Origin of the sequence: Citrobacter sp. U14242, from assembly GCF_046555775.1 — a bacterium.
Classification (GTDB): domain Bacteria; phylum Pseudomonadota; class Gammaproteobacteria; order Enterobacterales; family Enterobacteriaceae; genus Citrobacter.
This window is the reverse complement of the sequence record NZ_JBKGLW010000013.1, coordinates 109,667-131,882: the sequence shown is the minus strand read 5'-3', so window position 1 is coordinate 131,882 and position 22,216 is coordinate 109,667. Positions and strand designations below refer to the sequence as shown.

Genomic DNA, 22,216 nt, shown 5'->3' with positions numbered 1-22,216 from the left:
CTGTCTCTTTATTACGTTTAAACCCGTATACTGAAGGGAAAACGATAATAAGGAGAATCCGTGTTAACGTTGTTACACCTGCTTTCTGCCGTGGCTATGCTGGTTTGGGGTACGCATATTGTGCGTACCGGTGTGATGCGCGTCTTTGGTGCCCGCTTACGTACCGTGCTCAGCCGTAGCGTTGAAAAGAAACCACTCGCCTTCTGTGCCGGTATCGGCGTAACTGCTCTGGTACAAAGCAGCAACGCGACCACCATGCTGGTCACCTCGTTTGTCGCGCAGGATCTGGTAGCACTTACCCCTGCACTGGTGATTGTTCTCGGCGCTGACGTGGGGACCGCGCTGATGGCGCGTATTCTGACCTTCGATCTCTCCTGGCTGTCGCCCTTGCTGATTTTTATCGGCGTCATTTTCTTTCTTGGGCGCAAGCAGTCTCGTGCCGGACAGCTGGGCCGGGTCGGTATTGGGCTGGGGTTGATTTTGCTGGCGCTGGAGCTGATCGTACAGGCGGTAACGCCGATTACCCAGGCTAACGGTGTACAGGTTATTTTCGCCTCGCTTACCGGCGATATCATGCTTGATGCGCTGATTGGCGCAATGTTCGCGATTATCAGCTACTCCAGCCTGGCGGCGGTCTTGCTGACGGCCACCTTGACCGCTGCGGGCATTATCTCGTTCCCGGTGGCGCTGTGTCTGGTGATTGGCGCCAACCTCGGTTCCGGCCTGCTGGCGATGATCAACAACAGCGCCGCTAACGCCGCCGCCCGCCGTGTGGCGCTCGGCAGTCTGCTGTTTAAGCTGGTGGGCAGCCTGATCATTCTGCCGTTCGTGCATCCGCTGGCTAATCTGATGGATGAACTGCCGCTGCCGAAATCTGAGTTGGTTATCTACTTCCACGTGTTCTACAACCTGGTGCGCTGCGTGGCGATGGTGCCGTTCGCCGAGCCAATGGCGCGTTTTTGTAAACGCATCATCCGCGATGAGCCGGAACTGGACGCACATCTGAAGCCCAGGCATCTGGACGTCAGCGCACTCGATACACCAACGCTGGCGCTGGCGAATGCCGCCCGTGAAGCCCTGCGTATTGGCGACGCCATGGAACAGATGATGGAAGGGCTGAAGAAGGTGATGCACGGTGAACCGCGCGAAGAGAAAGAACTGCGCAGGATGGCCGATGACATCAACGTATTGTATACGGCCATCAAGCTCTACCTGGCACGCATGCCAAAAGACGAGCTGGCGGAAGAGGAGTCGCGCCGCTGGGCGGAGATTATCGAGATGTCGCTCAACCTCGAGCAGGCTTCTGATATTGTCGAACGTATGGGTAGCGAGATTGCGGATAAGTCACTGGCTGCGCGTCGGGCATTTTCTGTCGAAGGGTTAAAAGAACTGGATGCGCTCTACGATCTGCTGCTCAGCAATCTGCAGCTGGCGATGTCGGTGTTCTTCTCCGGCGACGTGACCAGCGCCCGTCGTCTGCGTCGTAGCAAGCACCGTTTTCGCATTCTGAACCGTCGTTATTCGCATGCGCACGTTGACCGTCTGCATCAGCAGAACGTGCAGAGCATTGAGACCAGCTCCCTGCACCTCGCGCTACTGGGCGACATGCAGCGTCTGAACTCGCTGTTTTGTTCCGTGGCCTACAGCGTGCTGGAACAACCGGATGAAGACGATGAGCGGGATGATTACTAATTAGATACAGTGCCTGATGGCATAGCTCATCGGGCACTGTACAGAATGCCACTTAGAAGCAGTGACCTGCTTCAACGGCAACCGCCTCTTCACCTGCTTTAAAGATGTATGTGGTGTTCGGGCCACCAAGAACGGCCTGATCGTTGCTTACCTTGATCCAGTTCCCTTCCGGCAGGCCAATCACCGTCAGCTCCGGCGCGACAACCAGTAGCTCGCGAATACGCTGTTCACGTGTTTCGCCTTTGTGGCCTTCCGGCAGCGCGTTGGTGAAGTGCGGGTTAATCTGCAGTGGGAACAGACCCAGGGCATCAAAGCCTTTTGGATCGACAATCGGCATGTCGTTAGTGGTGCGGATAGTCTGGCAGGCGAGGTTGGAACCAGCACTCCAGCCAATGTACAGCGCACCGCGTTTGACGACATCCACGATCGGGGCCAGCAACCCGCGCTCGCGGCTCTCTTTCAGTAACTGGAAGGTGTTCCCCCCACCGACAATCACCAGCTCTGCGTTTTCAATCGCAGCAATCGGATCGGCAACAGTATGAATACCTGTAACGTTGACGCCCATTGGCGCAAAGATGGCAGCCGTTTTCGCCGTGTACTCATCCCAGGTTTGCGTGACGCCTGCAAACGGAATAAACACCGCCGTGCGGCGACCATTCAGTTGCTCAGCAATCAGCGGCAGCGCGTGTTCCATCCAGCCTTTGCCCGGCAGCGTCGAGTTACTCAATAAAAGCAGTTCCATCATTTCTCCAGATAATCAGTAAATTACAAACCACAGTAATGCTACCACTATCAGTCTAACACCTCACTGATATGGCTCACGATGTTGGAAGTGGAGTTCTGGAAAGCGCCTCGCAGTAATGCGTGATTTTTCAGGATGCTGCGATTGATACGAGAAACGGTAACGGTGGAGAGGGGGCAGCTTTGTGCCAAAAACAGACGTTACTAAGATAATTTTTGAATGGATTTTTTATAAAATATGATAGTGCAAGTAGCCAATAAGAAACGCATTAGATACGTTTCTTATTGGTGGTTTTCCGCCTATTAATGATATCATTCTTCTAAGTAACGTTTGAGCCACTTGTCATCTAGCTCTTTAAGTCGGACGGCATCAATACCTCTTGAGAACTTATTAATCCTATACTCAGAATATTGTAAGAAATAAGATAATGATAATGCTCTGATTATGGAGAAATATCCATTCAATCGAATCACTTCATCCTTAAGCCTTTTTTTTCTCTCTTTTCCTGTATGTATTTTAGCATTCGCTGCACTTCTAATATCGTTAGGCGGGAGATCTTCGAGTCTTACTGCCTCAGCCCATAACATATCAATTAATATCAGACATCTTCGTCTAATTCCATCATGGCAAACAAGCCAAGTGCGAATAGAACGTTGCACATCCACATGTTCTTTATCACCCCAATTGCCTTGACGTGATGAATATTCATAATCTAGTAAACTTCTCATAGCAGCACTTTGTCTAAGAAATTCAGTGCCTAGGATCGGATACGTATCACCAATTCGAAGATGCCCTTGCATAATTCGTAAACAAATATCATTTAATTCAGTAAAAACACGTATCGTGGGTTCTAAAGCCCAAATTTCTCGGGTTGTGTTTTTTCTCTCGGTTTTCATCCTATCTATTTCAGAAATGACCTCTGCTGTGGCAATCTGATAATAGTCACCAGAAGAATGGCCGAAATAAATAACTTTACTCCAATCAATTCTTATTTCCCCCCATCGTTTTCTATAAGTTTCTGCCCAATCAAGCCTGAGCTGAGTTCGTTGACTTATTAGGATGAAAATTTGGCATAATCCAATTAGTGCTAATATTCCCGTTGCATATGCTGTAAAGATAACTGACGGGGAGTCACTCATACTCTATCCCTATACTTTCAAGTTGTTTGATAAAATTATTTACATAATTAAGTTATAGTACACCTTGTTAATATATTTTTTCTATAGTTTATTATTTCAAGATCTCCTTTTTTGATGTCCGCTCCTCGCTCTCAGCAGACATTCAGCCAACCGACATTAATTCCCCTAAACTTCAATCCCTTTTTGTTTCAGTTCTTTCCTGATAATGCGCTTAATCCAGGCGGATATTGAAGCATCGCCATCCATTGAAAGTGCTTTCTGAATCCCTGCTTCCAGTTCCGGCTCGACACGTAACGCGATTTGTTTGTTACCTTTCTTTTTGAATTCTGCTATTGACATGTGTCTGACACCTGATTTACATTGATGATCGTAAGACAAGTGTAAGTCAATTGTCTTACAGAAACAACGAAGCCCGGCAGTGCGCGAACACATACCGAGCTTCTAACCACAACATTATACGAAGTAATGCTATGGCTGATGCTAATAGTACCACTAACGCCCGTTCGGCGTCTTTTTCTCTCCTGCCTGAAGCTAATCTGTTCCACTTTCCACTCGCTGAGGCCTTTCGCCATCTCGACTGTAGTCAACTTTCCACTGAGGAAAACCTGGCACTGTCATTTGGCTGCGAAGAGACGCTGGCCGGTCTGTATCACACGCTGAATGTTATGGGTGAAAGCCTGCTGACGATGGCGGGTGAAAACCCGGAACGCATGTCTAATGAGAGTGTATGCCAACTGGGGCATAGCCTGATGAACATCAGCCAATTGATTCCTGCACTGGCTGAGTTAGAAGCGAAAGCGGATCAACAACTGTTCGCTGTACCTTGTTTATAATCTGGAAAACTGCACGAAATGATAAGGAGGCCATGATGAATACGCCAAATTTCCCAAAGCAACTCGGCGGTGATGAAGATCGTTTATCGGGCAATCGCGATTCGACTGCCGAAGGAAGGCGTAACGCAGAACAATGGTTAAGCGACAATCGGGAATCGATTGATGTCCTGAACAAGTGGGTAGAAGAAAACGGGTCTTTCAGTCAGTATCAATGCCCGTTTTCGGCATAAACCTGCAAAATTGTTGAACCCCCTCCTGGCGCGTACCTGGTGGGGATTATTGCAGTTGGCCATAATACCAGCGCTCGCCTGAAAACCATTCATCAGGGTCGTCGCCACCATAGTAATCAAGTGTAATACCTAATTCCTGCACATCCTCGGGAAGAACAAGCCCCCATTCTTGGGCAAGGCTGCGTTCTTTGAGGAGTATAGATGAACCATTTTCGGAACTACCTTCTGAAATGAGCCCTTGAAAGTATTCCTCAGAACGGAACAAACATACCTCGCTTGTAAACATATCAGGGATGCAGATAACAGTAGTAATTCGGGGGCAATAATCCCAATTTGCTGTTGCGAGCATTAAATTAGAACAAGCATTGATCATGGCCTGAGCACAATCTGCCTTCGTTTTTTGGTCACTGTGTTTTCCTTGAACAAGATTAATTTCCACCGGGATCTTGTAATTCCAGTAGTGTTCGTCCTCAGAAAAAATCGCACGAACTGGATTATGGAAGGATTCTGCCCAGCGGTTAAGCGCTTTTATGCGCCGAGGAATGTTTCTTATCCTGGTGCGGTTATCTCTGCATAAACGCCTGCTCATATATTTAAATTCCTTTATTAATATTATTGGCTGACTTTTTGTAATTAAAACAACATATTGCTTTGACAGGCATGATGTTCGTTTCTCGCTCTAAGCAGTCGATATCATGAGAGCTGAATGGGGAGTAAATCAGCCTTCATTTTTTGTCAGCATCCGCTTTTCGGCGGATTTCAATCATCCTGATATACATATCCCGAAGCTCCTTATCCTGCTTGATTACCATTTCCTTAGGTAAGGATGCTCGCTCATTATTCCATTCATTAACGATGCCATCGCACGCTTTATACGCATTGTTAACAATATCTTCGGCAGGAATTGTCGTGTTGATATATGGAATAGTATGCTTGTTCAGGCATACAGCGATGGGTGGACCATAATCGGTATTTTCAGCATGAAGGGGAACAGAAAGAAAAATTGCAAATAGTATTATAAATCTCATTTTTATCCCTCCCTGATATTTCGATGTAACAAGTATGCCCCCGTCTATTGAAATATCGACGTTTCATAAAAGAACTTTAGTGGCTTGAGAACGCTAGCACCCTAAACCTTCATCCCTTTCTGCTTCAGTTCTTTCCTGATCACCCGCTTTATCCATGCCGCCAGTGATTCATCGCCGTCCTGTTTTTGTGCTTCTTCCATTGCTTTTCGCAGTTCAGGATCCAGACGGAATTGAAACGGGGGATTGCCTCTTCTTTCATTCATGTGTGTTGACACCTTAATTATACAGGGGTGGTGTGAGTATGTGTGATGACACATTACTCTCACACATTAAAAATGACAACGCCCCGAAAGTGCGGGAACACAATCAGGGCGTTTAACCACAACATTATACGAGGTAATGCTATGGCTGATGCTAATAGTACCACTAACGCCCGTTCGGCGTCTTTTTCTCTCCTGTCTGAAGCTGATCTGTTCCACTTTCCACTCGCTGAGGCCTTTCGCCATCTCGACGGTAGTCAACTCTCCACTGAAGAAAACCTGGCACTGTCATTTGGCTGCGAAGAGACGCTGGCCGGTCTGTATCACACGCTGAATGTTATGGGTGAAAGCCTGCTGACGATGGCGGGTGAAAACCCGGAACGCATGTCCAATGAGAGCGTATGCCAGTTGGGGCACAGCCTGATGAACATCAGCCAATTGATCCCTGCACTGGCTGAATTGGAAGCGAAAGCGGATCAGCAACTGTTCGCTGCGCCTCGAATCGCGTAGCGGCAAAGACAAATCAGAGCGCCCATCCCCGACGCTCTGTTAATATTCCCTCACCCCGCTCGCGCAAATTCTGCGGCTTCGGCTATCAGCGCGTCATCCGGGCGTACGCCGGTGTACATGGCGAACTGCTCCACGGCCTGTAAGGCAATCACCTCTGCACCGCTGATTGTCTTTTTACCCAACTGCTGCGCCAGCTTAATCACCGGTGTTTCCGGCGGCAGGGCGACCACGTCAAACACCACGCTGGCGGCGGCGACCATCGCTTCGCTGTAGGCCAGTTCGTCGCGCTCTTTACCGCCCGCCATGCCGACGGGCGTCACGTTGACCAGAATATCGCGGGCAATCCCTTTCGGCTGTGGCTGCCACTGATACCCGTACTGTTTTGCCAGCGTCTGGCCGTTCTCGCGGTTACGTGCGGCAATAATCACATCACGAAAACCGGCATCGCGAAACGCGGCGATGACGGCTTTGCCCATTCCACCGCTGCCGCGGATCATGACGCGCGTGCGGTTATCGAGCTGGTGGCTGACAATCAGGCTTTTTACCGCAATGTAGTCGGTGTTAAATCCTGTCAGCATGCCGTTGTCATTGACGATAGTGTTGACGGAATCAATGACGCTTGCGGAGGGATCGATGGCATCCAGAAACGGCATGCAGCTCTCTTTAAACGGCATCGAGACCGCGCAGCCACGGATACCTAATGCCCGTACGCCTTTCACTGCGGCCTCAATATCCTGCGTAGTAAAGGCTTTATAGATAAAATTTAATCCCAATTTTTCATACAGATAGTTGTGAAAGCGCGTGCCAAAGTTACCGGGGCGACCGGCAAGCGACATGCACAATTGGGTGTCGCGGTTAATCATGTTAAATCTCCCCGGCGTGAGACAATACGTACTGCTCGGCTTCCTGTGACCAAATCCCCTGATGACGTTCCAGGATGTCGCGTAAGGCTGGATCGTCAATCTGGGTGAGTGCGGTTAACGGTAATGCTTTGCCGGTGTAGACCAGTTTTTTCCCGCCGCCGATTTTTGGCAGTTCCAGCGTGGTTTCACCTGCTGCATTTAGCCCCAGGATGTGCGTCACCACTTTCGCCGCCTGGACCTTCTTCTCTTCAATCAGTTTTACCGCCGCGCGCATATCGTCGGTATTGCCGCCAGATGTGCCAACGTAATGGGTAAAAGCATAATGGACGTCATAGAAGTTAATTGGCGCGCTGAACTGCTTATCCTGCGGGCCGGCAAAGAAATTCATACAGCCATCGGCGGCAAGCAGGGAAGAGGCCAGTGTGACCAACTGTTCATTGGGCACAAACACAAAGATGTCGTCAAACCCGTGACCGCCGCTCAGCGCCATCAGCGTGTCGTAAGCCGCATCCTGGGCGTGGAGATAGTGGATCAATGTTTGTGGTTCTGACGGATAGTGCTTGCGGGCGTAACTCAATTTATCGTTGTTGGTGTCGGTCACCACCAGTAACGCCGGATTTACCGGACCGTGCAATGCGTAGTCGATCGCCAGCAGCCCCATCGGTCCGGTACCGCCGAGGATCAGCGTGCGCCCTTGCGGACGAATGCCCATCTTATGGTTATAAGTGCCTTCCTGCAGATGATAGTTGGCATTGAATGCGCCAATCACGCAGGAAAGCGGCTCAACCAGCGAGCCTTCAAAATAGGTTTCACCTTCGTAGGCCAGCAGGCAATCCTGCTCCATCACCTCATTGGGAATGACGACATGCGTAGCTTCGCCGCCCACCCATGGGAAGGAATAGCCGGGGCAGTCCGGGCGATCCGGCAGTTGCAGGTTGGCCTGAATCACATAGCGCTGGCCGGGCTGAAACTTATGCTGCCATTTTTTCCCCACGGCAATAATATCGCCGCAAAACTCATGGCCGATGATAATCGGGTTGGTCGCCACATCGTCCGGCACCTTTTTGTGGTTCTCACCCTGATTCGCCTCTTTCCAGGAAGAGAGGCACAGGCTGTCAGTCACGACGGAAGCCAAAATTTCATCGTCCTGCATCTCCGGGAGATCGAAGGTTTCCAGGCGCAGATCGCGTTTGCCATAAAGGCGTAAAGCTGTTGTTTGCATTGTTACCACCTCTTCCTCTTTCGAGGACAATTTGTTGAAGTTGCCCCGACATCGCCGGGGCGGAAAAATCAGGACAGGAAGCCCAGCGCGTTACCGATAATCCCCAGCGCAAACAGGGCGAAGATCAGCCATACCGGATTAATTTTCTTATTGAGCAACCGCACCATCAGCAGCGTCAGGCCGAGCGCCAGCAGGCCAGGGCAAAGTTGATCAAGAATGTTCTGCACGGTCATGGTGATGGTGGTGCCGTCTGCGCCAGGCGTTTGCGATACCACCAGTGGCACGTTGATACTGGTCCATTTGGTGACCAGCACCCCCATCACAAACAGGCCGAGAATCGATGCTCCCTCGGTCAGCTTTTGCAGCAGATTGCCGCCCATATCACTGACGATGTTGACCCCTTTACGAAAGCCAAGTTGTAAGCCATACCACTTCATCGCCAGACGTACCGCATTGAAAATAAAGAAGAACAATAACGGGCCGAGAATGTTGCCGGAGAGCGCCAAAGATGCGCCGAGCGCGGCGGTAATCGGGCGCAACGTTCCCCATACCAACGGGTCACCGACGCCGGCCAGCGGGCCCATCAGCCCGACTTTGATGCCGTTGATTGCGCCATCGTCAATTTCCGCACCATTAGCTCGCGCTTCTTCCATCGCGGCGGTGACGCCAATTACCGGACCGCAAACGGCAGGAGTGGTATTGAAGAACACCAGATGACGTTTCAGTGCCGCAACCTGATCCTCTTTCAGTGGATACAGGCGCTTAATGGCGGGGATCATGTCGTAGCAAAAGCCCAGCCCGTGGATACGTTCAAAGTTGAATGACGCCTGTTGCAGGTTGGAGCGAACAAACATGCTAAACAGGTCGGATTTGGTCAGTTTTTTCTGTTCCATGATGGGCTCCGTTAGTCGTCAAGCTGGTCGAGGGCTTGAGAAGAGGCAGCTTGCGCCTGCGGTTCAGCTTTACGCCACTGCGGGTTCAACTGGATGTAAACCAGCGCGATAATCACGCCCACGCCACCGAAAGCCAGCAGGCTTAAATCGAGATAACCCCCGGCGATAAACCCGAGGAAGAAGAAGGGCATCAGGTACTTCACGCCCATCATGCGCAGCACCATGGCGTAACCGACCACCACGATAAAACCACCGGCAATCTGCAACCCACGGGTGACGAATTCCGGGATGGCGTTCAGCATGTTGCTGACCATATCGGCACTGACAAACAGCGAGACAACCAACGCCGGAATGGCGACACGCAGCGCCTGCACACCGAGCGCGGAAACGTGCAGCATATCGATGGTGCGAAAGCGGGCGTCTTCGGCGGCTTTATCCGCCGCATGCTGGAATACTACGGTGATGGTACGGGCGAAGACTGTCAGCACCTGGCCTGCTGCCGCGACCGGCAGGGCGATAGCGATGCCGGTGGCAATACTCTGCTGGCCGACGATAACCAGAATGGCGGAAATAATACTGGCGAGCGCCGAATCGGGAGACTGCGCCGCACCAACGTTCATCCAGCCCAGAGCAATCAACTCCAGCGTGCCGCCGAGCATAATCCCGGTTTTTAAATCACCGAGGATCAGGCCGATAACGGTACAGGCAATGAGCGGGCGGTGGGTCTGGAATTCATCCAGCACGCTGCCCATCCCGGCGATACAGGAAAATATAAATATGGCGATAATTTGTAGGGTACTTATTTCCATAATATGTCACCTTAAAGGTATGACGATCCCTGCCTGTTACGGCATAAAATACAGGCGCTATTATTTAGTCTGTGACTAACTGTTCTTTTATTTTGTCGAGAATATTAATGGATGGATCGGAGGCCACGACGCGTAAATCCAGTTTCACGCCATGTTTATCCAGTGCATAAAATGCCTGAATATCGTCTTCATCCAGTGAAACAGCTTTGGTTAATTGTTTTTTACCCGGTCGCCAGGCCATGCCGCCAATATTTAATGTGGCAATATTGACCCCCTGTTTTACCATCGCCAATGCATCCTGCGGTCGGGTAAAGAGATAAAAAACAGTTTCCTCTTTGTATTGTGGGTTGTGATACACGGCGACGGCTTTTTCAATATTTACCACGTTGACTTTCATCCCTGGTGGCGCAGCCTGGCGCAATAATGTCCGGCGTACCTCATCGTTATAAACGTCATCGTTACAGATAATAATCCGCTGGGCGTTTGCCACTTTCGACCAGACGGTAGTGACCTGGCCGTGGATCAGGCGGTCATCAATACGGGCAAGGGTAATGTTCATCAAAAATCCTCTTCGGTCGTTGCCAGTGGCTTCCAGACGACGCACGTTTGTTGAACAATGGTCGTCAGGTGTTCGCACAGTTCATCCACATTCATACTGCTCTGGTTGTCCACCAGTTCCAGTGCCAGCGGTAGTGACAACCCGCTAATAACCCGTATCGACGGGTTTTGCATCGCCAGCGTCGCGGCGGCATTCCACGGACTGCCGCACTGCAGATCGACGGCAATCAGCCACTCGTCCTGATTGTGAATACTCACTAACTTTTCCAGTTTTGCCACGATGTCGTGGGCGTTCTCGCCGGGGACAAATTCCACGGCTTCAACGTTGGTCTCACCGTAGACCATCTGCACCGATTCCAGCATGGCGCAGGCCAGTTTGCCGTGGGCGCAGAAGATTGCATTGACCATAAAACCTCCTTAGCCGCGCGTTTTACCGCCCGCAATGTTAGTGGTTACTCCGGTGATATAACTGGCGCGTTCAGACAACAGATAACAAACAAAATCAGCCACTTCACTCAACCTTCCTGAACGACCAATGGGGATCGAGTTTTTGGTATAACCCTCGCGCAGTTGCTCGACGGTGATATTGCGGGTCCAGGCCAGCGCTTCCTCGTACTCCGGTGTGCGCAGTCCGGTTTTTTCCAGAATGCCAGGCGCAATACCAACCACACGAATCCCGTGTTTGCCCAGCTCTTTTGACCACGAGCGGGTAAAGCTATTCAGCGCGGCTTTGGTGGCGGCGTAGCAGCTTTGGCCCTCTGAGCCTTCCAGTCCACTTTCTGAAGAGACATTCACAATCACGCCGTCATGCTGTTTTACCATCTGGCGCGCCACCGCTTGCGACATTAAGAACACACCTTTTTGGTTGATATTGACCATTTTTTCAAAAGCGGCTTCATTGAGTTCATATTGCCCAGCCGGGGCTTTTTCATCGACCAGCAGGCGCGGGAAATTAACCCCCGCGTTATTCACCAGCCCATCAATACGGCCGAAATGCCGGATAATTTCAGCAACGGTGTGGCTGACTTCTTTGGCGCTGGAAATATCCGTCGGCCAGAAATGATATTTGCTGTGGTCGGTATATTTACCGTCGCCACCATGAATATCAGCCATCTGTACATTAGCGCCTTGCGCTAATAATTCTTCAACAATGGCCAGGCCAATTCCTGATGCACCTCCGGTAACAATAATGACTTTATCCTGCAGATTTAACCACGTTTGCATAATCAACTCCAAATTTTAGATAAGGGGATCCCGCATAAAATTAATTACGTCAGGATCAATTCGAATATATTTACTTCAACAGTAATTCAGCGGTATGACTGTTAGTGACTAAACCGTTAATATAATTCCCACGTAATGCACCGAGTATTCCATTCAGTTTTTCTTCCCCCATGGCAATGCCGATGGAGTAACGCGCCTGCTTTAATTTATTGGTTTCGATCGAGAGTGTTTTTTCACTCATACTGGTCTCTACCGTCACGCCGTTGATATCATAAAAGCGCGAGCAAATGTCTCCGGCGACATGGCGGGCATGCAGGTCGTCACTCTCTTCGCTACCGTAAAAGGCGTGCCAGTTGGCACCGTCCCTAATCGCCGGGGAGCCAATTCCGACCAGCGCGACGTCCAGATTATCCCAGTAGGCGGAAATTGAGCGGAAGTGTCGGGACTGCATAATCCCGTTACGGATCAGCGGGTTTTCCAGAAGCGCCGGGAAATCTGCCAGGTGCGATTCCCCTTTGAGCTTTGCCGCTGCACCGTAGGTCAGCGTATTGACGTGGTAACGGCTTTCAAGCTTGCCGGAGGGACCACCGATAATCGGCACACAGATCAACTGGCGTGACTGGCTGGCCGGGGATAATCCTTCGACCAGCCCCCGAACGGCGCGCCCCCATGAGAAGCCGATAATATCGCCGGGTTCCAGTAAGCGCTCCAGCAGCTGTGCGCCGTGCACACCCATCATCGCGAGTTGTTCGTCTTCCTGTTCGCTGTCGCAGGAGACCACCACCGCTTCTTTCAGGCCAAATTTCTGTTTTAGCTGCTGTTCCAGCCACAGGTTTTCGTTGAAATCGTAATTGATGGCAATGGTAACGATGCCTGATTCGCGGCCACGTTTTAGCAGGCGGCTGATAGTGGTGCGATAAATTCCCAGCTCGCGGGCGATTTGCGCTTGCGTCATATCCTGTTCGTAATAGAGCTGCGCTATTTTTACGATCAGGCGGATATCATCGCTGTTTTCCGTTGCCATCTTTAGGCTCCTGCACATTTGTGCAAATCACGAAATTGTCTTCTTGATCTGATATAACCCCATCGATGGCCCAGTTCAAAGTAATTTTCTCTTCTTTCAGCGCCATGAACTGGCAGTTTGTGTTGCACATTTGATGTACCGATAGTGCGTTGTCGGCACATATGAGCTTATTGATGTAATACCTTGATTCTGTGTATTTTCGCGCAACAAAATTGCAGGCATGGGTTGCGGACACTTTTGTGTCGAAAGGTGTGACGGATCACAAATAGCGCCCGGGCGTTAGAACACGACTATTTTTTATCGCCCGCAAGGTAGGGTATATTTCGCTTTTAATACACAAAATCATTCAAGTTGTATCACGGCGGCAAGGGAGCAAACCCCTGGGAGCATAGATGGCTATGTGACCCGGGTGAGTGAGGGCAGCCAGCGCAGAGACAGTTTGAAGGATGCAGTGTATACAGGAGAAATTATGCTGCCCGACTCATCCATCCGATTAAATAAATACATCAGTGAAAGCGGAATCTGCTCGCGTCGCGAAGCGGATCGCTTTATCGAACAAGGGAATGTCTTCCTGAATGGCAAACGCGCCACCATTGGCGATCAGGTGATGCCTGGCGACGTCGTGAAAGTAAATGGTCGGTTGATTGAGCCGCGTGAAGCGGAAGATCTGGTTTTTATTGCGCTGAACAAGCCAGTGGGGATTGTCAGTACCACTGAAGACAGCGAACGCGACAACATTGTTGATTTTGTTAACCACAGCAAGCGTGTGTTCCCTATTGGTCGTCTGGACAAAGATTCTCAGGGACTTATCTTTCTGACCAACCACGGCGATCTGGTGAATAAAATCCTGCGTGCCGGTAACGATCACGAAAAAGAGTATTTGGTGACGGTAGATAAACCCGTCACAGACGACTTTATCCGTGGGATGGGAGCCGGTGTGCCCATTCTCGGCACCGTTACCAAAAAATGTAAGGTGAAGAAAGAAGCGCCGTTTGTTTTCCGCATTACGCTGATTCAGGGGCTGAACCGCCAGATCCGTCGTATGTGCGAGCACTTCGGTTATGAAGTGACGAAGCTTGAGCGCACACGCATCATGAACGTCAGTTTGTCCGGCCTGCCGCTGGGCGAATGGCGTGATCTGACGGGGGACGAACTGATCGAACTGTTTAAGCTGATTGAGAATTCTTCTTCAGAAGCTAAACCGAAGGCGAAAGCGAAGCCAAAAGCAACCACCGCAGGCATCAAGCGCCCGGTGGTGAAAATCGAAAAATCGGCGGAGAAAGAGAAATCGCGCCCGGCGGCAAACGGTAAGCGTTTTACCTCGCCGGGGCGTAAGAAGAAAGGGCGTTAACGTCTGCCGCGCGTTGGCGTATTCGCTGACCAGGAAAATGATGCTTCCGCATCCGGTTTATAAGCCTGCTTTTTCTTCAACTGGCGGGCTTTTTTGGCCTCTGCTTCGCGCAAGGCCATCAGCTTATCGATGTACTCTTTCTTAATGCTGTTGGTCTCAGCGTTGGTGAGCAGTCGACCATGCGCAATACGCGCGCGGTCGAGCAGTGTTTTCAGTTCGCGCTGTTCGCGCTCGGTCATCTCTTTTTGGGTAATGCGGGGGAGTGCCATGTGGGTGCCCTCTGTTAGCCGATATCCTCAGTGTACGGGAAATCATGCGAAAGAAACTAATTCTGAAAGCGCATCGCAGATTATTTCTTTCCCAAGTGACGAATAACACCGCCTGAATTAGCGTAATGCCCGTATTGAGACAGGGTATGTGAAAATGACATCTCTCTTTGTGTATAAAATTTTATACAAGGATGTGCTATGCTTTCAGTCAGGCAAGCGTCGAAGCCTATTGCCTGGGTCGGCCGGTCATTCGATGATTTATGCCGTTTCCCGGAAGAGGTGCGTAAAGACGCAGGGTATCAGTTACATCGTTTGCAGGCTGGCCTGGAAGCGGCAGACTGGAAACCGATGACAGAAATTGGGCCGGGTGTTGAAGAGGTTCGATTACGGCATGTTTGCGGAATTTATCGGATTATCTATTTTGCCCGCCTCGAGGATGCTGTTTATGTGTTGCACTGTTTCGGCAAAAAGACATAGCGCGCTTCTGAGCAGGATAAACGTATTGCAAAAGCCCGTTATCAGGCGGTACAGCAAGAGCTAAGGAAACGAAAATGAGCCCCTCCATTGATGTCAAAATCCATCACGTGACGCCTGCGGATGCCAATATTTTTTCTGAGCTGGGGTTTAGTGGCGAGGAATCCCAACGGCTTTATCAGGATGCCGAACGAGAAGTTGAGCAACTTATTGCGCTTAAACAGCAGCTGATGCAGGAAATTTCCGTCTGGATTGACGAACACAAACTGAAACAGGCAGACGCCGCCCTGAAATTAAATATCTCCCGACCACGGGTTTCGGATGTTGTGAACCAGAAAACCAACAAATTTACCCTGGACGCTTTGGTCATGATGCTGGTGAAACTTGGCAAGCCAGTAACGCTGCAAGTGGGTTAGACCCGGTTTCTGCATCCTCCGGGTCAACTGGCTTCCCATGTAGGCCGGGTAAGCTTTCACTACCCGGCACTTTATTAGTTTTCTTCCGCCGTCTGATGCGGTTTCTCTTCAATCGGCTTACCGGACCAGTAACCCGCCAGCAGCGAGCCGGAAAGGTTATGCCAGACGGAGAACAGCGCGCCGGGCAGGGCGGCGAGCGGACCGAAGTAGATTTTGCCCAGTGCAGCGGCAAGCCCTGAATTCTGCATACCGACTTCAATCGCCAGTGTGCGGCAGGTGGATTCATCAAAGCCGAAGAGTTTTCCGCCCCAGTAGCCGCCGAGCAAACCAATGGTGTTATGCAGAATAACGGCGATAATCACCACAAAGCCGACTGACGCAATGTGCGAGGCGGAACCCGCCACGACGGCGCTGATGATCGCCAGGATGCACACCATAGAAAACGCGGGCAGATACGGTTCTACGGCTTTTACGACGCGCGGGAACAGATGGTGAATGACCAGGCCTAAAGCAATCGGAATAACCACGATCTGCAGAATACTCAGCAGCATACCCATAACATCCACCTGAATATGCGCATCGACGTAAAGACGGGTGAGCAGTGGCGTGGCGACGACGCCGACCAGCGTTGAAACCGATGAAATCGTCACGGAGAGCGCCACATCGCCTTTCGCCAGATAGATCATTACGTTAGAAGCTGTTCCGCTGGCGACGCTACCGACCAGCACCATACCTGCGGACAATTCCGGCGGCATATTAAAAGCCAGCGCCAAAATCCATGCGGCGAGCGGCATCACCAGATAGTGCAGGAAAATACCTGCCGCAACCGGTGCAGGGCGTGAGAGCACGCGTTTAAAGTCATCTACCTTCAGGTGAACACCCATGCCGAACATAATCAGCATCAGTAATGACGGCACGAATGGCCCGACTGGCGTAAAGGTGGAGGGCGTGTAATACGCAATAACAGAGAGCAGCAGCGCCCATAACGGGAACAGCCGCGTGAGAGTAGCGAGCATGTCGTATTCCTTGCGATTGAAATGTGTTGTGTTGTTATAAAAAAGCCGGGATCGAGCCCGGCCATAGTTATTGTTTATCGCGTGATGGAATATTATTCAAACAAATTATGTTCATGTTCCGCAGCGAACGCTTTCCCAGCTCAGTCCAAAACGGGCGAGATATTTTCGCAGGCGATCGGCATCGTTAGGATTGGCTTTTTTCTGCCGCGAAACGGCAAACAGTTCGCGTCCGGCTTCCGACAGCGACGCGCAGCGGCGGCACACTTCCAGCACCGTTTCTAACTGGCGGCGATCGAACAGGTCAATGTCCATGTTCAGTTCAGGTTGCGAAGCGGCGATCTGCCAGCTCTCCTTTAACAGCGCAATCTCTTCTTCGACAAGGGATAAGGTGATGCGACCTTGTTCGGCAAGTGTCGCCATGCGCGCGATGGATGAGCTTAGCTCGCGAAAATTGCCGCGCCATTGCGCCTGAGGGGAGCAGGCAAATGCCAGATAGCAAACACGTGCCTCTTTATCGAAACGGATCTGCGTCTGTTTATTGCTGGAAAAACGTTGCAGTTCATACTCGACGTTCGGGGCGATATCTTCCCGCCGCTGCGCCAGACCGGGCAGGGCGAAGCTCCACATATTGATACGCGCGTAGAGATCCTCGCGAAAACGGCCCTCAGCGACCCACTGTGACATGTTGCGATGGGTTCCGGCAATCAGCTGAAAATCGCTGTGTACTTCTTTGTCCGACCCAAACGGGAAAAAGGTTTTTTCTTCAATCGCTTTTAGCAGCATGGCCTGCTCATCCAGCCCCAACTCGGCAATCTCATCGAGAAACAGCACGCCGCCATCCGCTTCTCGCAGCAATCCGCTACGTGCCGTGAGTGCGCCAGTAAACGCACCCTTCACATGACCAAATAACGTGGACATCGCATTATCGCCGCGTAGGGTCGCGCAGTTGACTGCGACCAGTTTTCCCGCCATCAGATGCCGCGACTGGCGCAGCTGAAAAATACGTTTCGCGAGGAAGGATTTGCCCGCGCCGGTAGGGCCGGTCAGCAGGATCGGGTCGGTCGAACGCAGAGCCACCCGCTCAATGCGATCGATCAGTTTATTGAACGTGGCGTTGCGCGTATCAATCCCGGCTTTCAAAAAAGAGACCGACTGCAGCTGCTCGCGCTGAAAGCGACTGGTGAGCGTGGCATAGCGACTTAAATCGAGGTCGATAACCGAGCAGACGCCAGCAGCGACGGCTTCATCAGTAGAACCTTTTGGCGCCGGGCTGGTTTGCAGCAGGCTGGCGGGCAGGTAGCGCGCTTCCGTCAGCAAAAACCAGCAGATCTGCGCCACGTGAGTGCCGGTGGTGATGTGCACCAGATACTCTTCATTTTCCGTATCAAATTCATAATTCGTGGCAAAGTCGAGAAACGCGGCGTAGACCTCTTCAAAATCCCACGGATCGTTAATGGTTACGGTATGCGGGCGGACTTCGGTGTGAGGCGAAAGCAGCACAACGTCTTCAATCAATCTTTGCGCCATGCTCTCATCGCGTGGCTGGTGGAGGAGTTCCAGCCTGTCGACAGGGAAATCAGGCTGTTGGCATAGCCCAACTGTGGGGCGCCACTTCTTAAACCGATTGGCTCGCTTGCCGCGTTTATCCAGCACCGTTCCCAGTACGCCAATCACTACCCGTCGCTTCTTCATGGTTTATCCAAAAAGATAAATAAGAGAATAAAAGATAAAAAATTTAACCCATCGAGACAATCGTCATTATTGGTGAGGGTGATTTAAATCATAAAAATCAATTAATTAAAAATTAATTGTGCCAATTTTAATTCCTGGCACGCTTCTGGCAATAACACTTTCGTCAATCACGCTGAAAGCGCAGGGGGTTAAACCCCGCCGGCACGTCAGGAACGGCACAGGCTGTTTTCCGGGAGTGTTCCGTCAGCCGATGACCACCCAACGGGTTCGATTCCCGATTCATTCTCCCAATGAAACTGGTTGTTAATCATAGAAATAAAACGGAGCAATGCGCAGTTAGCACGCTCCAGAACAGGCTGCCGGTAAAGATGCCGTGCGACAGGCAAAAGGGAATTCCCCTGCCGCTTCGCCCCTGCACCCGCGCCTGGCTCACAATAAGGAATAATAAATGATGAAGAAAATCACTATACAAAAAGCGCAGTTAGGTCTTTTATCCCGCGAGGGTGATTACTATCAGGCACTGGAAGCGGGTCAGCACCGTTTACCGTGGTTTAACACCCCGGAAGTGCTGATCGTTAATAGGGATGGCAGCGAAGTACCGGAAGCGTTAGCGGAGTATTTGCGCCGCTTTCAGCCCTCCTGGGTGGAACGTTACTGCCTGGTCGCGGATACGACGGACACCGAAGCCGGGGCGCTGTATGTCAATGGCGTTTTGCAGGAGATCCTGCCACCGGCAACGCGCCGTCTGTACTGGCAGGCCGATGAGGCACTGAACCTGGTGCGCATGGATACGCGTCAGGTTCAGGTACCACCGGACGTTATGAATGCAGTATTACAGCCACGCCGCAGCGGTACAGTAAAAGGCCGTGACGCGATCTTAACGGTGCAGGTTCCGGCGTGGCACGTCGGCGTGTTGAAAATCGATGGCGAAACCCAGGCGCTGTTGCCGCCAGGATTAACAGCTTACTGGAAGGTAAACCATCTGATTGAAGCGGAAGTCGTTGATACCCGTTTACAAGTTCTGGAGGTCGGCGGCCAGGAGATCCTGACCAAAGATAAGGTCAACCTGCGTTTAAACCTGGCGGCGAACTGGCGTTACAGCGATGTGTTGCTGGCTTTTGGCCAACTGACTAAACCGCTGGAGCACCTTTACCGCGAGTTGCAGTTTGCGCTGCGTGAGGCTGTCGGTACTCGAACGCTGGACGAGCTGCTGGAAGATAAGCAGGTGATTGACGATGTGGTGAGCACGCAGGTGAAAACCCGCATAACGCCGTTTGGTATCGAGGTGGCTTCGCTGGGCGTGAAAGATATCGTCCTGCCGGGCGATATGAAAGCCATTTTGTCGCAACTGGTTGAAGCGGAAAAATCCGCCCAGGCCAACGTCATTCGTCGACGCGAAGAAACCGCCGCGACGCGATCGCTGTTGAATACCGCAAAAGTGATGGAAAACAACCCGGTTGCGCTGCGTTTAAAAGAGCTGGAAACCCTCGAAAGAGTGGCGGAGCGTATCGATAAAATCTCGGTATTCGGTGGCCTTGACCAGGTGCTGCACGGTCTGGTGAATATAAAAGGATAAGTGAAATGAGCGACAACGGAGTGAATGCCGCGATGCGCGAACGGGTGTTTCGCCAGCTAAAAGAAGTGGAGCGGCGCTATAACGTCAAAGTGCTATACGCCTGCGAATCCGGCAGCCGTGGCTGGGGATTTGCCTCGCCGGACAGCGATTACGACGTGCGATTTCTCTATGTTCATCCCCCCGAATGGTATCTGCGGGTCGAAGCGCCACGAGATGTTATCGAGCTGCCGATAGATGATGAGCTGGACGTGTGCGGCTGGGAATGGCGCAAGGCGCTGGGGTTGCTCAAAGGCGCAAACCCGACGCTTATCGAGTGGCTGGATTCGCCGGTGATCTATCTGCAGGACGAAGTGGCGGTGTCGGCGTTGAAAACGTTGGTGCCTAAATGGTTTTCCCCGCTACGTGCCCGCTGGCACTACTACTCGATGGCGCGGAAAAACTTTCGCGGTTATCTGCAGGGTGACGACGTGCGATTGAAGAAGTACTTCTACGTTCTGCGACCACTGTTGGCGGTGCGTTGGGTGGAAGCAGGGAAGGGTGTGCCGCCGATGCGTTTTGCCGATCTGCTGGCGGGAAGTGAACTGGATGCGCCATTGTGTCAGGAAATCGACGAATTGTTGGCACGCAAACAGCGATCAGGTGAGGCTGAGTATGGTCCGCGTCGTCCATTGCTACATGCGTTTATCCGCGCCGAACTGGAGAGAGGAGAAATCCCACCGACGTTACCGGACAGCCGGGAAGGGGATGCCAGGGAACTGGACAGACTGTTATATGACACGGTGATGCGGTGAAAATACCCGATGGCGTAAGAGCCATCGGGCGTTGACTTCTACTTACTCAAACAAATTATGGTGCAGTTTCTGGACGACCAACTCGGCTTCGGCGCCCGGGACCAGGAAGCACAGGTTATGGCTGGATGCGCCGTAGCAAATCATGCGAATGTTGAATGGCTCCAGTACACCGAACACCTCTTTGCCTACGCCACAGGCTTTTGACAGGTCATTACCAATCAGCGCGACCAGCGCCAGACCTTCTTCAACTTCAACCCGACACAGGGCAGACAGTTCCATCAGCAGAGACTGTGTTAACAGCGTATCGCCGGTGGAGGTGGAGCCTGTGGTGTCCAGCGTCAGCGCCACGCTGACTTCGGAGGTGGTAATCAAATCCACCGAGATATTGTGGCGCGCCAGGATACCGAACACTTCCGCTAAAAAACCGCGAGAGTGCAGCATATTCAGGCTATGCAGCGTCAGCAGCGTTTGCTTACGACGCAGCGCCAGCGCCCGGAACAGCGGTGGATTCGCGGTTTTATTGCACACCAGCGTGCCGCCTGCTTTGGGATCTTTGCTTGAGCCGACAAATACCGGAATATCGCTACGGACAGCAGGGAGCAGCGTCGCCGGATGCAGAACTTTTGCGCCGAAGGTGGCCATTTCTGCGGCCTCTTCGAAGGCAATTTCATCAATACGTTGTGCTGATGGTACAACGCGTGGATCGGTGGTGTAGATGCCGGGAACATCGGTCCAGATATCGACGCGCGTGGCGTGCAGCGCTTCGGCCAGCAGGGCGGCGGTATAATCGCTGCCGCCGCGTCCCAGTGTGGTGGTGCGGCCTTTGCTTTCGCTACCGATAAAGCCCTGAGTAATGACCAGACCTTCGCTTAACCGCGGGGCAAGCTGGATGGCTGCCAGTTCGGCCAGCGCCGCTACATCTGGCTCAGCACGACCAAAGCGATCGTTGGTGCGCATCACTTTGCGTACATCAAACCATTGGGCCTGAACGTTACGCTCGCGCAGGATCTCAACAAACAGCAGGGTAGACATCAGTTCACCGTGGCTGACCAGTTCATCCGTCAGCGCCGTGGAGGTAGCCAGTGAGGCCGCCTCGGCCAGCGTAGTGATGTTTTCCAGCAGACGCTCAATTTCTTCGCGGATCACGTTTGGATAACGCAGGCGTTCCAGAATATTGAACTGAATTTGACGAATGGCGTCGAGTTTCTCGAAGCGCTCAGTCGGCTCCAGCCCTTCTGCCAGTGCAACCAGGAGATTGGTAATGCCTGCTGAAGCGGAAAGCACCACTAAGCGGACGTTAGTATCGGAAAGTACGACATCCGCGCTGCGATTCATGGCGTCAAAATCCGCCACGCTGGTACCACCAAACTTGGAGACAACTACATCAGTCATAACTACCTCGTGTCAGGGAATAAATAGAGCGACCATGGCACATAAGGCAGAACAGAAACCGGTGCAGGCGCAAATGCAAATACCGTATTTATAAATAAAATGTGTAGCCTGTACTGTCAACGCTGGGATTATGCGGATTTTTCATGCTGCATTAGCGCTGAGTAACAGTGCTTATAACAGCCCTACACGTCATCCTTCAAACTGCCTCTGTG

Annotated in this window: 27 protein-coding genes; 9 read left to right on the top strand and 18 right to left on the bottom strand. The window is 51.7% G+C overall.

Going from position 1 to position 22,216, the window contains the following annotated elements:
• The first annotated feature begins 60 nt into the window (after nt 1–60).
• Nucleotides 61–1,692, top strand: a complete 1,632-nt coding sequence (locus ACLJXE_RS20535) for a Na/Pi cotransporter family protein (protein WP_410751866.1) — start codon at nt 61–63, stop codon at nt 1,690–1,692.
• A 52-nt stretch (nt 1,693–1,744) separates the two neighbouring features.
• On the opposite strand, the gene pepE is transcribed toward ACLJXE_RS20535, so the two are convergent.
• The 3 genes from pepE to ACLJXE_RS20520 all read right to left on the bottom strand — a co-directional run bounded on the left by pepE (nt 1,745) and on the right by ACLJXE_RS20520 (nt 3,912).
• Nucleotides 1,745–2,434, bottom strand: coding sequence for a dipeptidase PepE (gene pepE, locus ACLJXE_RS20530; protein WP_410751874.1), 690 nt, complete (start codon nt 2,432–2,434; stop codon nt 1,745–1,747).
• 311 nt (nt 2,435–2,745) lie between these two features.
• Entirely contained in the window at nt 2,746–3,573 is an 828-nt protein-coding gene (locus ACLJXE_RS20525; RefSeq protein ID WP_410751865.1) for a hypothetical protein, read from the bottom strand.
• Between the two features lie 165 nt (nt 3,574–3,738).
• The gene (locus tag ACLJXE_RS20520; RefSeq protein WP_410751864.1) at nt 3,739–3,912 is read right to left on the bottom strand and encodes a hypothetical protein; all 174 of its coding nucleotides are present in this window, start codon (nt 3,910–3,912) and stop codon (nt 3,739–3,741) included.
• 131 nt (nt 3,913–4,043) lie between these two features.
• On the opposite strand from ACLJXE_RS20520, the gene ACLJXE_RS20515 reads away from it, so the two are divergent.
• Both ACLJXE_RS20515 and ACLJXE_RS20510 read left to right on the top strand, forming a co-directional pair.
• A complete protein-coding gene (locus tag ACLJXE_RS20515) occupies nt 4,044–4,406 on the top strand; it encodes a hypothetical protein (RefSeq protein WP_410751863.1) in 363 nt (120 codons plus the stop codon).
• A 32-nt stretch (nt 4,407–4,438) separates the two neighbouring features.
• Nucleotides 4,439–4,636: a type II toxin-antitoxin system CcdA family antitoxin gene (locus ACLJXE_RS20510; protein WP_410751862.1), complete on the top strand. Its 198-nt coding sequence runs from the start codon at nt 4,439–4,441 to the stop codon at nt 4,634–4,636.
• A gap of 46 nt (nt 4,637–4,682) precedes the next feature.
• Here the strand turns inward: ACLJXE_RS20510 and ACLJXE_RS20505 are convergent, their stop codons facing one another.
• The 3 genes from ACLJXE_RS20505 to ACLJXE_RS20495 all read right to left on the bottom strand — a co-directional run bounded on the left by ACLJXE_RS20505 (nt 4,683) and on the right by ACLJXE_RS20495 (nt 5,927).
• Nucleotides 4,683–5,225 (bottom strand): DUF3916 domain-containing protein, encoded by a 543-nt coding sequence (locus ACLJXE_RS20505; protein WP_410751861.1) that lies wholly within the window; start codon nt 5,223–5,225, stop codon nt 4,683–4,685.
• 136 nt (nt 5,226–5,361) lie between these two features.
• On the bottom strand, nt 5,362–5,664 hold the full coding sequence (locus ACLJXE_RS20500; protein ID WP_410751860.1) for a hypothetical protein: 303 nt from the start codon (nt 5,662–5,664) through the stop codon (nt 5,362–5,364).
• Nucleotides 5,665–5,765: 101 nt separating this feature from the next.
• The gene (locus ACLJXE_RS20495; protein ID WP_410751859.1) at nt 5,766–5,927 is read right to left on the bottom strand and encodes a hypothetical protein; all 162 of its coding nucleotides are present in this window, start codon (nt 5,925–5,927) and stop codon (nt 5,766–5,768) included.
• Nucleotides 5,928–6,068: 141 nt separating this feature from the next.
• On the opposite strand from ACLJXE_RS20495, the gene ACLJXE_RS20490 reads away from it, so the two are divergent.
• Nucleotides 6,069–6,434 (top strand): hypothetical protein, encoded by a 366-nt coding sequence (locus tag ACLJXE_RS20490; RefSeq protein ID WP_410751858.1) that lies wholly within the window; start codon nt 6,069–6,071, stop codon nt 6,432–6,434.
• Nucleotides 6,435–6,484: 50 nt separating this feature from the next.
• Here the strand turns inward: ACLJXE_RS20490 and ACLJXE_RS20485 are convergent, their stop codons facing one another.
• The 8 genes from ACLJXE_RS20485 to ACLJXE_RS20450 all read right to left on the bottom strand — a co-directional run bounded on the left by ACLJXE_RS20485 (nt 6,485) and on the right by ACLJXE_RS20450 (nt 13,027).
• Entirely contained in the window at nt 6,485–7,297 is an 813-nt protein-coding gene (locus ACLJXE_RS20485) for a shikimate 5-dehydrogenase (RefSeq protein ID WP_410751857.1), read from the bottom strand.
• A 1-nt stretch (nt 7,298) separates the two neighbouring features.
• Nucleotides 7,299–8,519, bottom strand: a complete 1,221-nt coding sequence (sorE, locus tag ACLJXE_RS20480; protein ID WP_410751856.1) for an L-sorbose 1-phosphate reductase — start codon at nt 8,517–8,519, stop codon at nt 7,299–7,301.
• Between the two features lie 68 nt (nt 8,520–8,587).
• Nucleotides 8,588–9,412 (bottom strand): PTS system mannose/fructose/sorbose family transporter subunit IID, encoded by an 825-nt coding sequence (locus ACLJXE_RS20475; RefSeq protein WP_410751855.1) that lies wholly within the window; start codon nt 9,410–9,412, stop codon nt 8,588–8,590.
• 11 nt (nt 9,413–9,423) lie between these two features.
• Complete coding sequence (locus ACLJXE_RS20470; protein WP_410751854.1) at nt 9,424–10,221, bottom strand: PTS mannose/fructose/sorbose transporter subunit IIC; 798 nt, start codon at nt 10,219–10,221, stop codon at nt 9,424–9,426.
• 64 nt (nt 10,222–10,285) lie between these two features.
• Nucleotides 10,286–10,780, bottom strand: a complete 495-nt coding sequence (locus ACLJXE_RS20465; protein ID WP_410751853.1) for a PTS system mannose/fructose/N-acetylgalactosamine-transporter subunit IIB — start codon at nt 10,778–10,780, stop codon at nt 10,286–10,288.
• Nucleotides 10,780–11,187: a mannose/fructose/sorbose PTS transporter subunit IIA gene (locus ACLJXE_RS20460; protein WP_410751852.1), complete on the bottom strand. Its 408-nt coding sequence runs from the start codon at nt 11,185–11,187 to the stop codon at nt 10,780–10,782. The genes ACLJXE_RS20465 and ACLJXE_RS20460 overlap by 1 nt, the downstream gene beginning before the upstream one ends.
• Before the next feature lie 9 nt (nt 11,188–11,196).
• Complete coding sequence (locus tag ACLJXE_RS20455) at nt 11,197–12,003, bottom strand: SDR family oxidoreductase (RefSeq protein WP_410751851.1); 807 nt, start codon at nt 12,001–12,003, stop codon at nt 11,197–11,199.
• A 70-nt stretch (nt 12,004–12,073) separates the two neighbouring features.
• Nucleotides 12,074–13,027 (bottom strand): sugar-binding transcriptional regulator, encoded by a 954-nt coding sequence (locus ACLJXE_RS20450; protein WP_286627863.1) that lies wholly within the window; start codon nt 13,025–13,027, stop codon nt 12,074–12,076.
• Between the two features lie 469 nt (nt 13,028–13,496).
• Here ACLJXE_RS20450 and rluF point away from each other — a divergent pair, with 469 nt between their 5' ends.
• A complete protein-coding gene (gene rluF / locus ACLJXE_RS20445) occupies nt 13,497–14,378 on the top strand; it encodes a 23S rRNA pseudouridine(2604) synthase RluF (RefSeq protein ID WP_286627865.1) in 882 nt (293 codons plus the stop codon).
• Here rluF and ACLJXE_RS20440 read toward each other — a convergent pair.
• Nucleotides 14,375–14,647: a DUF3811 domain-containing protein gene (locus tag ACLJXE_RS20440; protein WP_003826541.1), complete on the bottom strand. Its 273-nt coding sequence runs from the start codon at nt 14,645–14,647 to the stop codon at nt 14,375–14,377. The two genes, rluF and ACLJXE_RS20440, sit on opposite strands and share 4 nt — an antisense overlap.
• A gap of 198 nt (nt 14,648–14,845) precedes the next feature.
• Here ACLJXE_RS20440 and ACLJXE_RS20435 point away from each other — a divergent pair, with 198 nt between their 5' ends.
• Together ACLJXE_RS20435 and ACLJXE_RS20430 are read left to right on the top strand one after the other, a co-directional pair.
• Nucleotides 14,846–15,124, top strand: a complete 279-nt coding sequence (locus ACLJXE_RS20435) for a type II toxin-antitoxin system RelE/ParE family toxin (RefSeq protein ID WP_410751850.1) — start codon at nt 14,846–14,848, stop codon at nt 15,122–15,124.
• A 74-nt stretch (nt 15,125–15,198) separates the two neighbouring features.
• Nucleotides 15,199–15,537 carry a helix-turn-helix domain-containing protein gene (locus ACLJXE_RS20430; protein ID WP_286627869.1) on the top strand — a complete coding sequence of 113 codons (339 nt, stop codon included), beginning with the start codon at nt 15,199–15,201 and terminating at the stop codon, nt 15,535–15,537.
• A 74-nt stretch (nt 15,538–15,611) separates the two neighbouring features.
• Here ACLJXE_RS20430 and panS read toward each other — a convergent pair whose 3' ends face one another.
• Nucleotides 15,612–16,553, bottom strand: a complete 942-nt coding sequence (gene panS / locus ACLJXE_RS20425; RefSeq protein WP_410751849.1) for a ketopantoate/pantoate/pantothenate transporter PanS — start codon at nt 16,551–16,553, stop codon at nt 15,612–15,614.
• A 111-nt stretch (nt 16,554–16,664) separates the two neighbouring features.
• The gene (gene rtcR, locus ACLJXE_RS20420; RefSeq protein ID WP_410751848.1) at nt 16,665–18,245 is read right to left on the bottom strand and encodes an RNA repair transcriptional activator RtcR; all 1,581 of its coding nucleotides are present in this window, start codon (nt 18,243–18,245) and stop codon (nt 16,665–16,667) included.
• A 448-nt stretch (nt 18,246–18,693) separates the two neighbouring features.
• On the opposite strand from rtcR, the gene ACLJXE_RS20415 reads away from it, so the two are divergent.
• Nucleotides 18,694–19,821, top strand: coding sequence for a slipin family protein (locus ACLJXE_RS20415; RefSeq protein WP_410751847.1), 1,128 nt, complete (start codon nt 18,694–18,696; stop codon nt 19,819–19,821).
• A 5-nt stretch (nt 19,822–19,826) separates the two neighbouring features.
• Entirely contained in the window at nt 19,827–20,612 is a 786-nt protein-coding gene (locus ACLJXE_RS20410; RefSeq protein WP_410751846.1) for a nucleotidyltransferase domain-containing protein, read from the top strand.
• A 42-nt stretch (nt 20,613–20,654) separates the two neighbouring features.
• Here the strand turns inward: ACLJXE_RS20410 and lysC are convergent, their stop codons facing one another.
• On the bottom strand, nt 20,655–22,004 hold the full coding sequence (lysC, locus tag ACLJXE_RS20405; protein ID WP_410751845.1) for a lysine-sensitive aspartokinase 3: 1,350 nt from the start codon (nt 22,002–22,004) through the stop codon (nt 20,655–20,657).
• Between the last annotated feature and the right edge of the window lie 212 nt (nt 22,005–22,216).

Coding starts and splice junctions, on each gene's coding strand:
- ACLJXE_RS20415 (WP_410751847.1), top strand. CDS start 18,694: ATGATGAAGAAAATCACTATACAAAAAGCGCAGTTAGGTCTTTTATCC.
- ACLJXE_RS20435 (WP_410751850.1), top strand. CDS start 14,846: ATGCTTTCAGTCAGGCAAGCGTCGAAGCCTATTGCCTGGGTCGGCCGG.
- ACLJXE_RS20485 (WP_410751857.1), bottom strand. CDS start 7,297: ATGATTAACCGCGACACCCAATTGTGCATGTCGCTTGCCGGTCGCCCC.
- panS (WP_410751849.1), bottom strand. CDS start 16,553: ATGCTCGCTACTCTCACGCGGCTGTTCCCGTTATGGGCGCTGCTGCTC.
- ACLJXE_RS20470 (WP_410751854.1), bottom strand. CDS start 10,221: ATGGAAATAAGTACCCTACAAATTATCGCCATATTTATATTTTCCTGT.
- ACLJXE_RS20460 (WP_410751852.1), bottom strand. CDS start 11,187: ATGGTCAATGCAATCTTCTGCGCCCACGGCAAACTGGCCTGCGCCATG.
- ACLJXE_RS20500 (WP_410751860.1), bottom strand. CDS start 5,664: ATGAGATTTATAATACTATTTGCAATTTTTCTTTCTGTTCCCCTTCAT.
- ACLJXE_RS20475 (WP_410751855.1), bottom strand. CDS start 9,412: ATGGAACAGAAAAAACTGACCAAATCCGACCTGTTTAGCATGTTTGTT.
- pepE (WP_410751874.1), bottom strand. CDS start 2,434: ATGGAACTGCTTTTATTGAGTAACTCGACGCTGCCGGGCAAAGGCTGG.
- lysC (WP_410751845.1), bottom strand. CDS start 22,004: ATGACTGATGTAGTTGTCTCCAAGTTTGGTGGTACCAGCGTGGCGGAT.
- rtcR (WP_410751848.1), bottom strand. CDS start 18,245: ATGAAGAAGCGACGGGTAGTGATTGGCGTACTGGGAACGGTGCTGGAT.
- ACLJXE_RS20510 (WP_410751862.1), top strand. CDS start 4,439: ATGATGAATACGCCAAATTTCCCAAAGCAACTCGGCGGTGATGAAGAT.
- ACLJXE_RS20520 (WP_410751864.1), bottom strand. CDS start 3,912: ATGTCAATAGCAGAATTCAAAAAGAAAGGTAACAAACAAATCGCGTTA.
- ACLJXE_RS20465 (WP_410751853.1), bottom strand. CDS start 10,780: ATGAACATTACCCTTGCCCGTATTGATGACCGCCTGATCCACGGCCAG.
- ACLJXE_RS20450 (WP_286627863.1), bottom strand. CDS start 13,027: ATGGCAACGGAAAACAGCGATGATATCCGCCTGATCGTAAAAATAGCG.
- ACLJXE_RS20455 (WP_410751851.1), bottom strand. CDS start 12,003: ATGCAAACGTGGTTAAATCTGCAGGATAAAGTCATTATTGTTACCGGA.
- ACLJXE_RS20525 (WP_410751865.1), bottom strand. CDS start 3,573: ATGAGTGACTCCCCGTCAGTTATCTTTACAGCATATGCAACGGGAATA.
- ACLJXE_RS20515 (WP_410751863.1), top strand. CDS start 4,044: ATGGCTGATGCTAATAGTACCACTAACGCCCGTTCGGCGTCTTTTTCT.
- ACLJXE_RS20410 (WP_410751846.1), top strand. CDS start 19,827: ATGAGCGACAACGGAGTGAATGCCGCGATGCGCGAACGGGTGTTTCGC.
- ACLJXE_RS20505 (WP_410751861.1), bottom strand. CDS start 5,225: ATGAGCAGGCGTTTATGCAGAGATAACCGCACCAGGATAAGAAACATT.
- sorE (WP_410751856.1), bottom strand. CDS start 8,519: ATGCAAACAACAGCTTTACGCCTTTATGGCAAACGCGATCTGCGCCTG.
- rluF (WP_286627865.1), top strand. CDS start 13,497: ATGCTGCCCGACTCATCCATCCGATTAAATAAATACATCAGTGAAAGC.
- ACLJXE_RS20495 (WP_410751859.1), bottom strand. CDS start 5,927: ATGAATGAAAGAAGAGGCAATCCCCCGTTTCAATTCCGTCTGGATCCT.
- ACLJXE_RS20490 (WP_410751858.1), top strand. CDS start 6,069: ATGGCTGATGCTAATAGTACCACTAACGCCCGTTCGGCGTCTTTTTCT.
- ACLJXE_RS20430 (WP_286627869.1), top strand. CDS start 15,199: ATGAGCCCCTCCATTGATGTCAAAATCCATCACGTGACGCCTGCGGAT.
- ACLJXE_RS20440 (WP_003826541.1), bottom strand. CDS start 14,647: ATGGCACTCCCCCGCATTACCCAAAAAGAGATGACCGAGCGCGAACAG.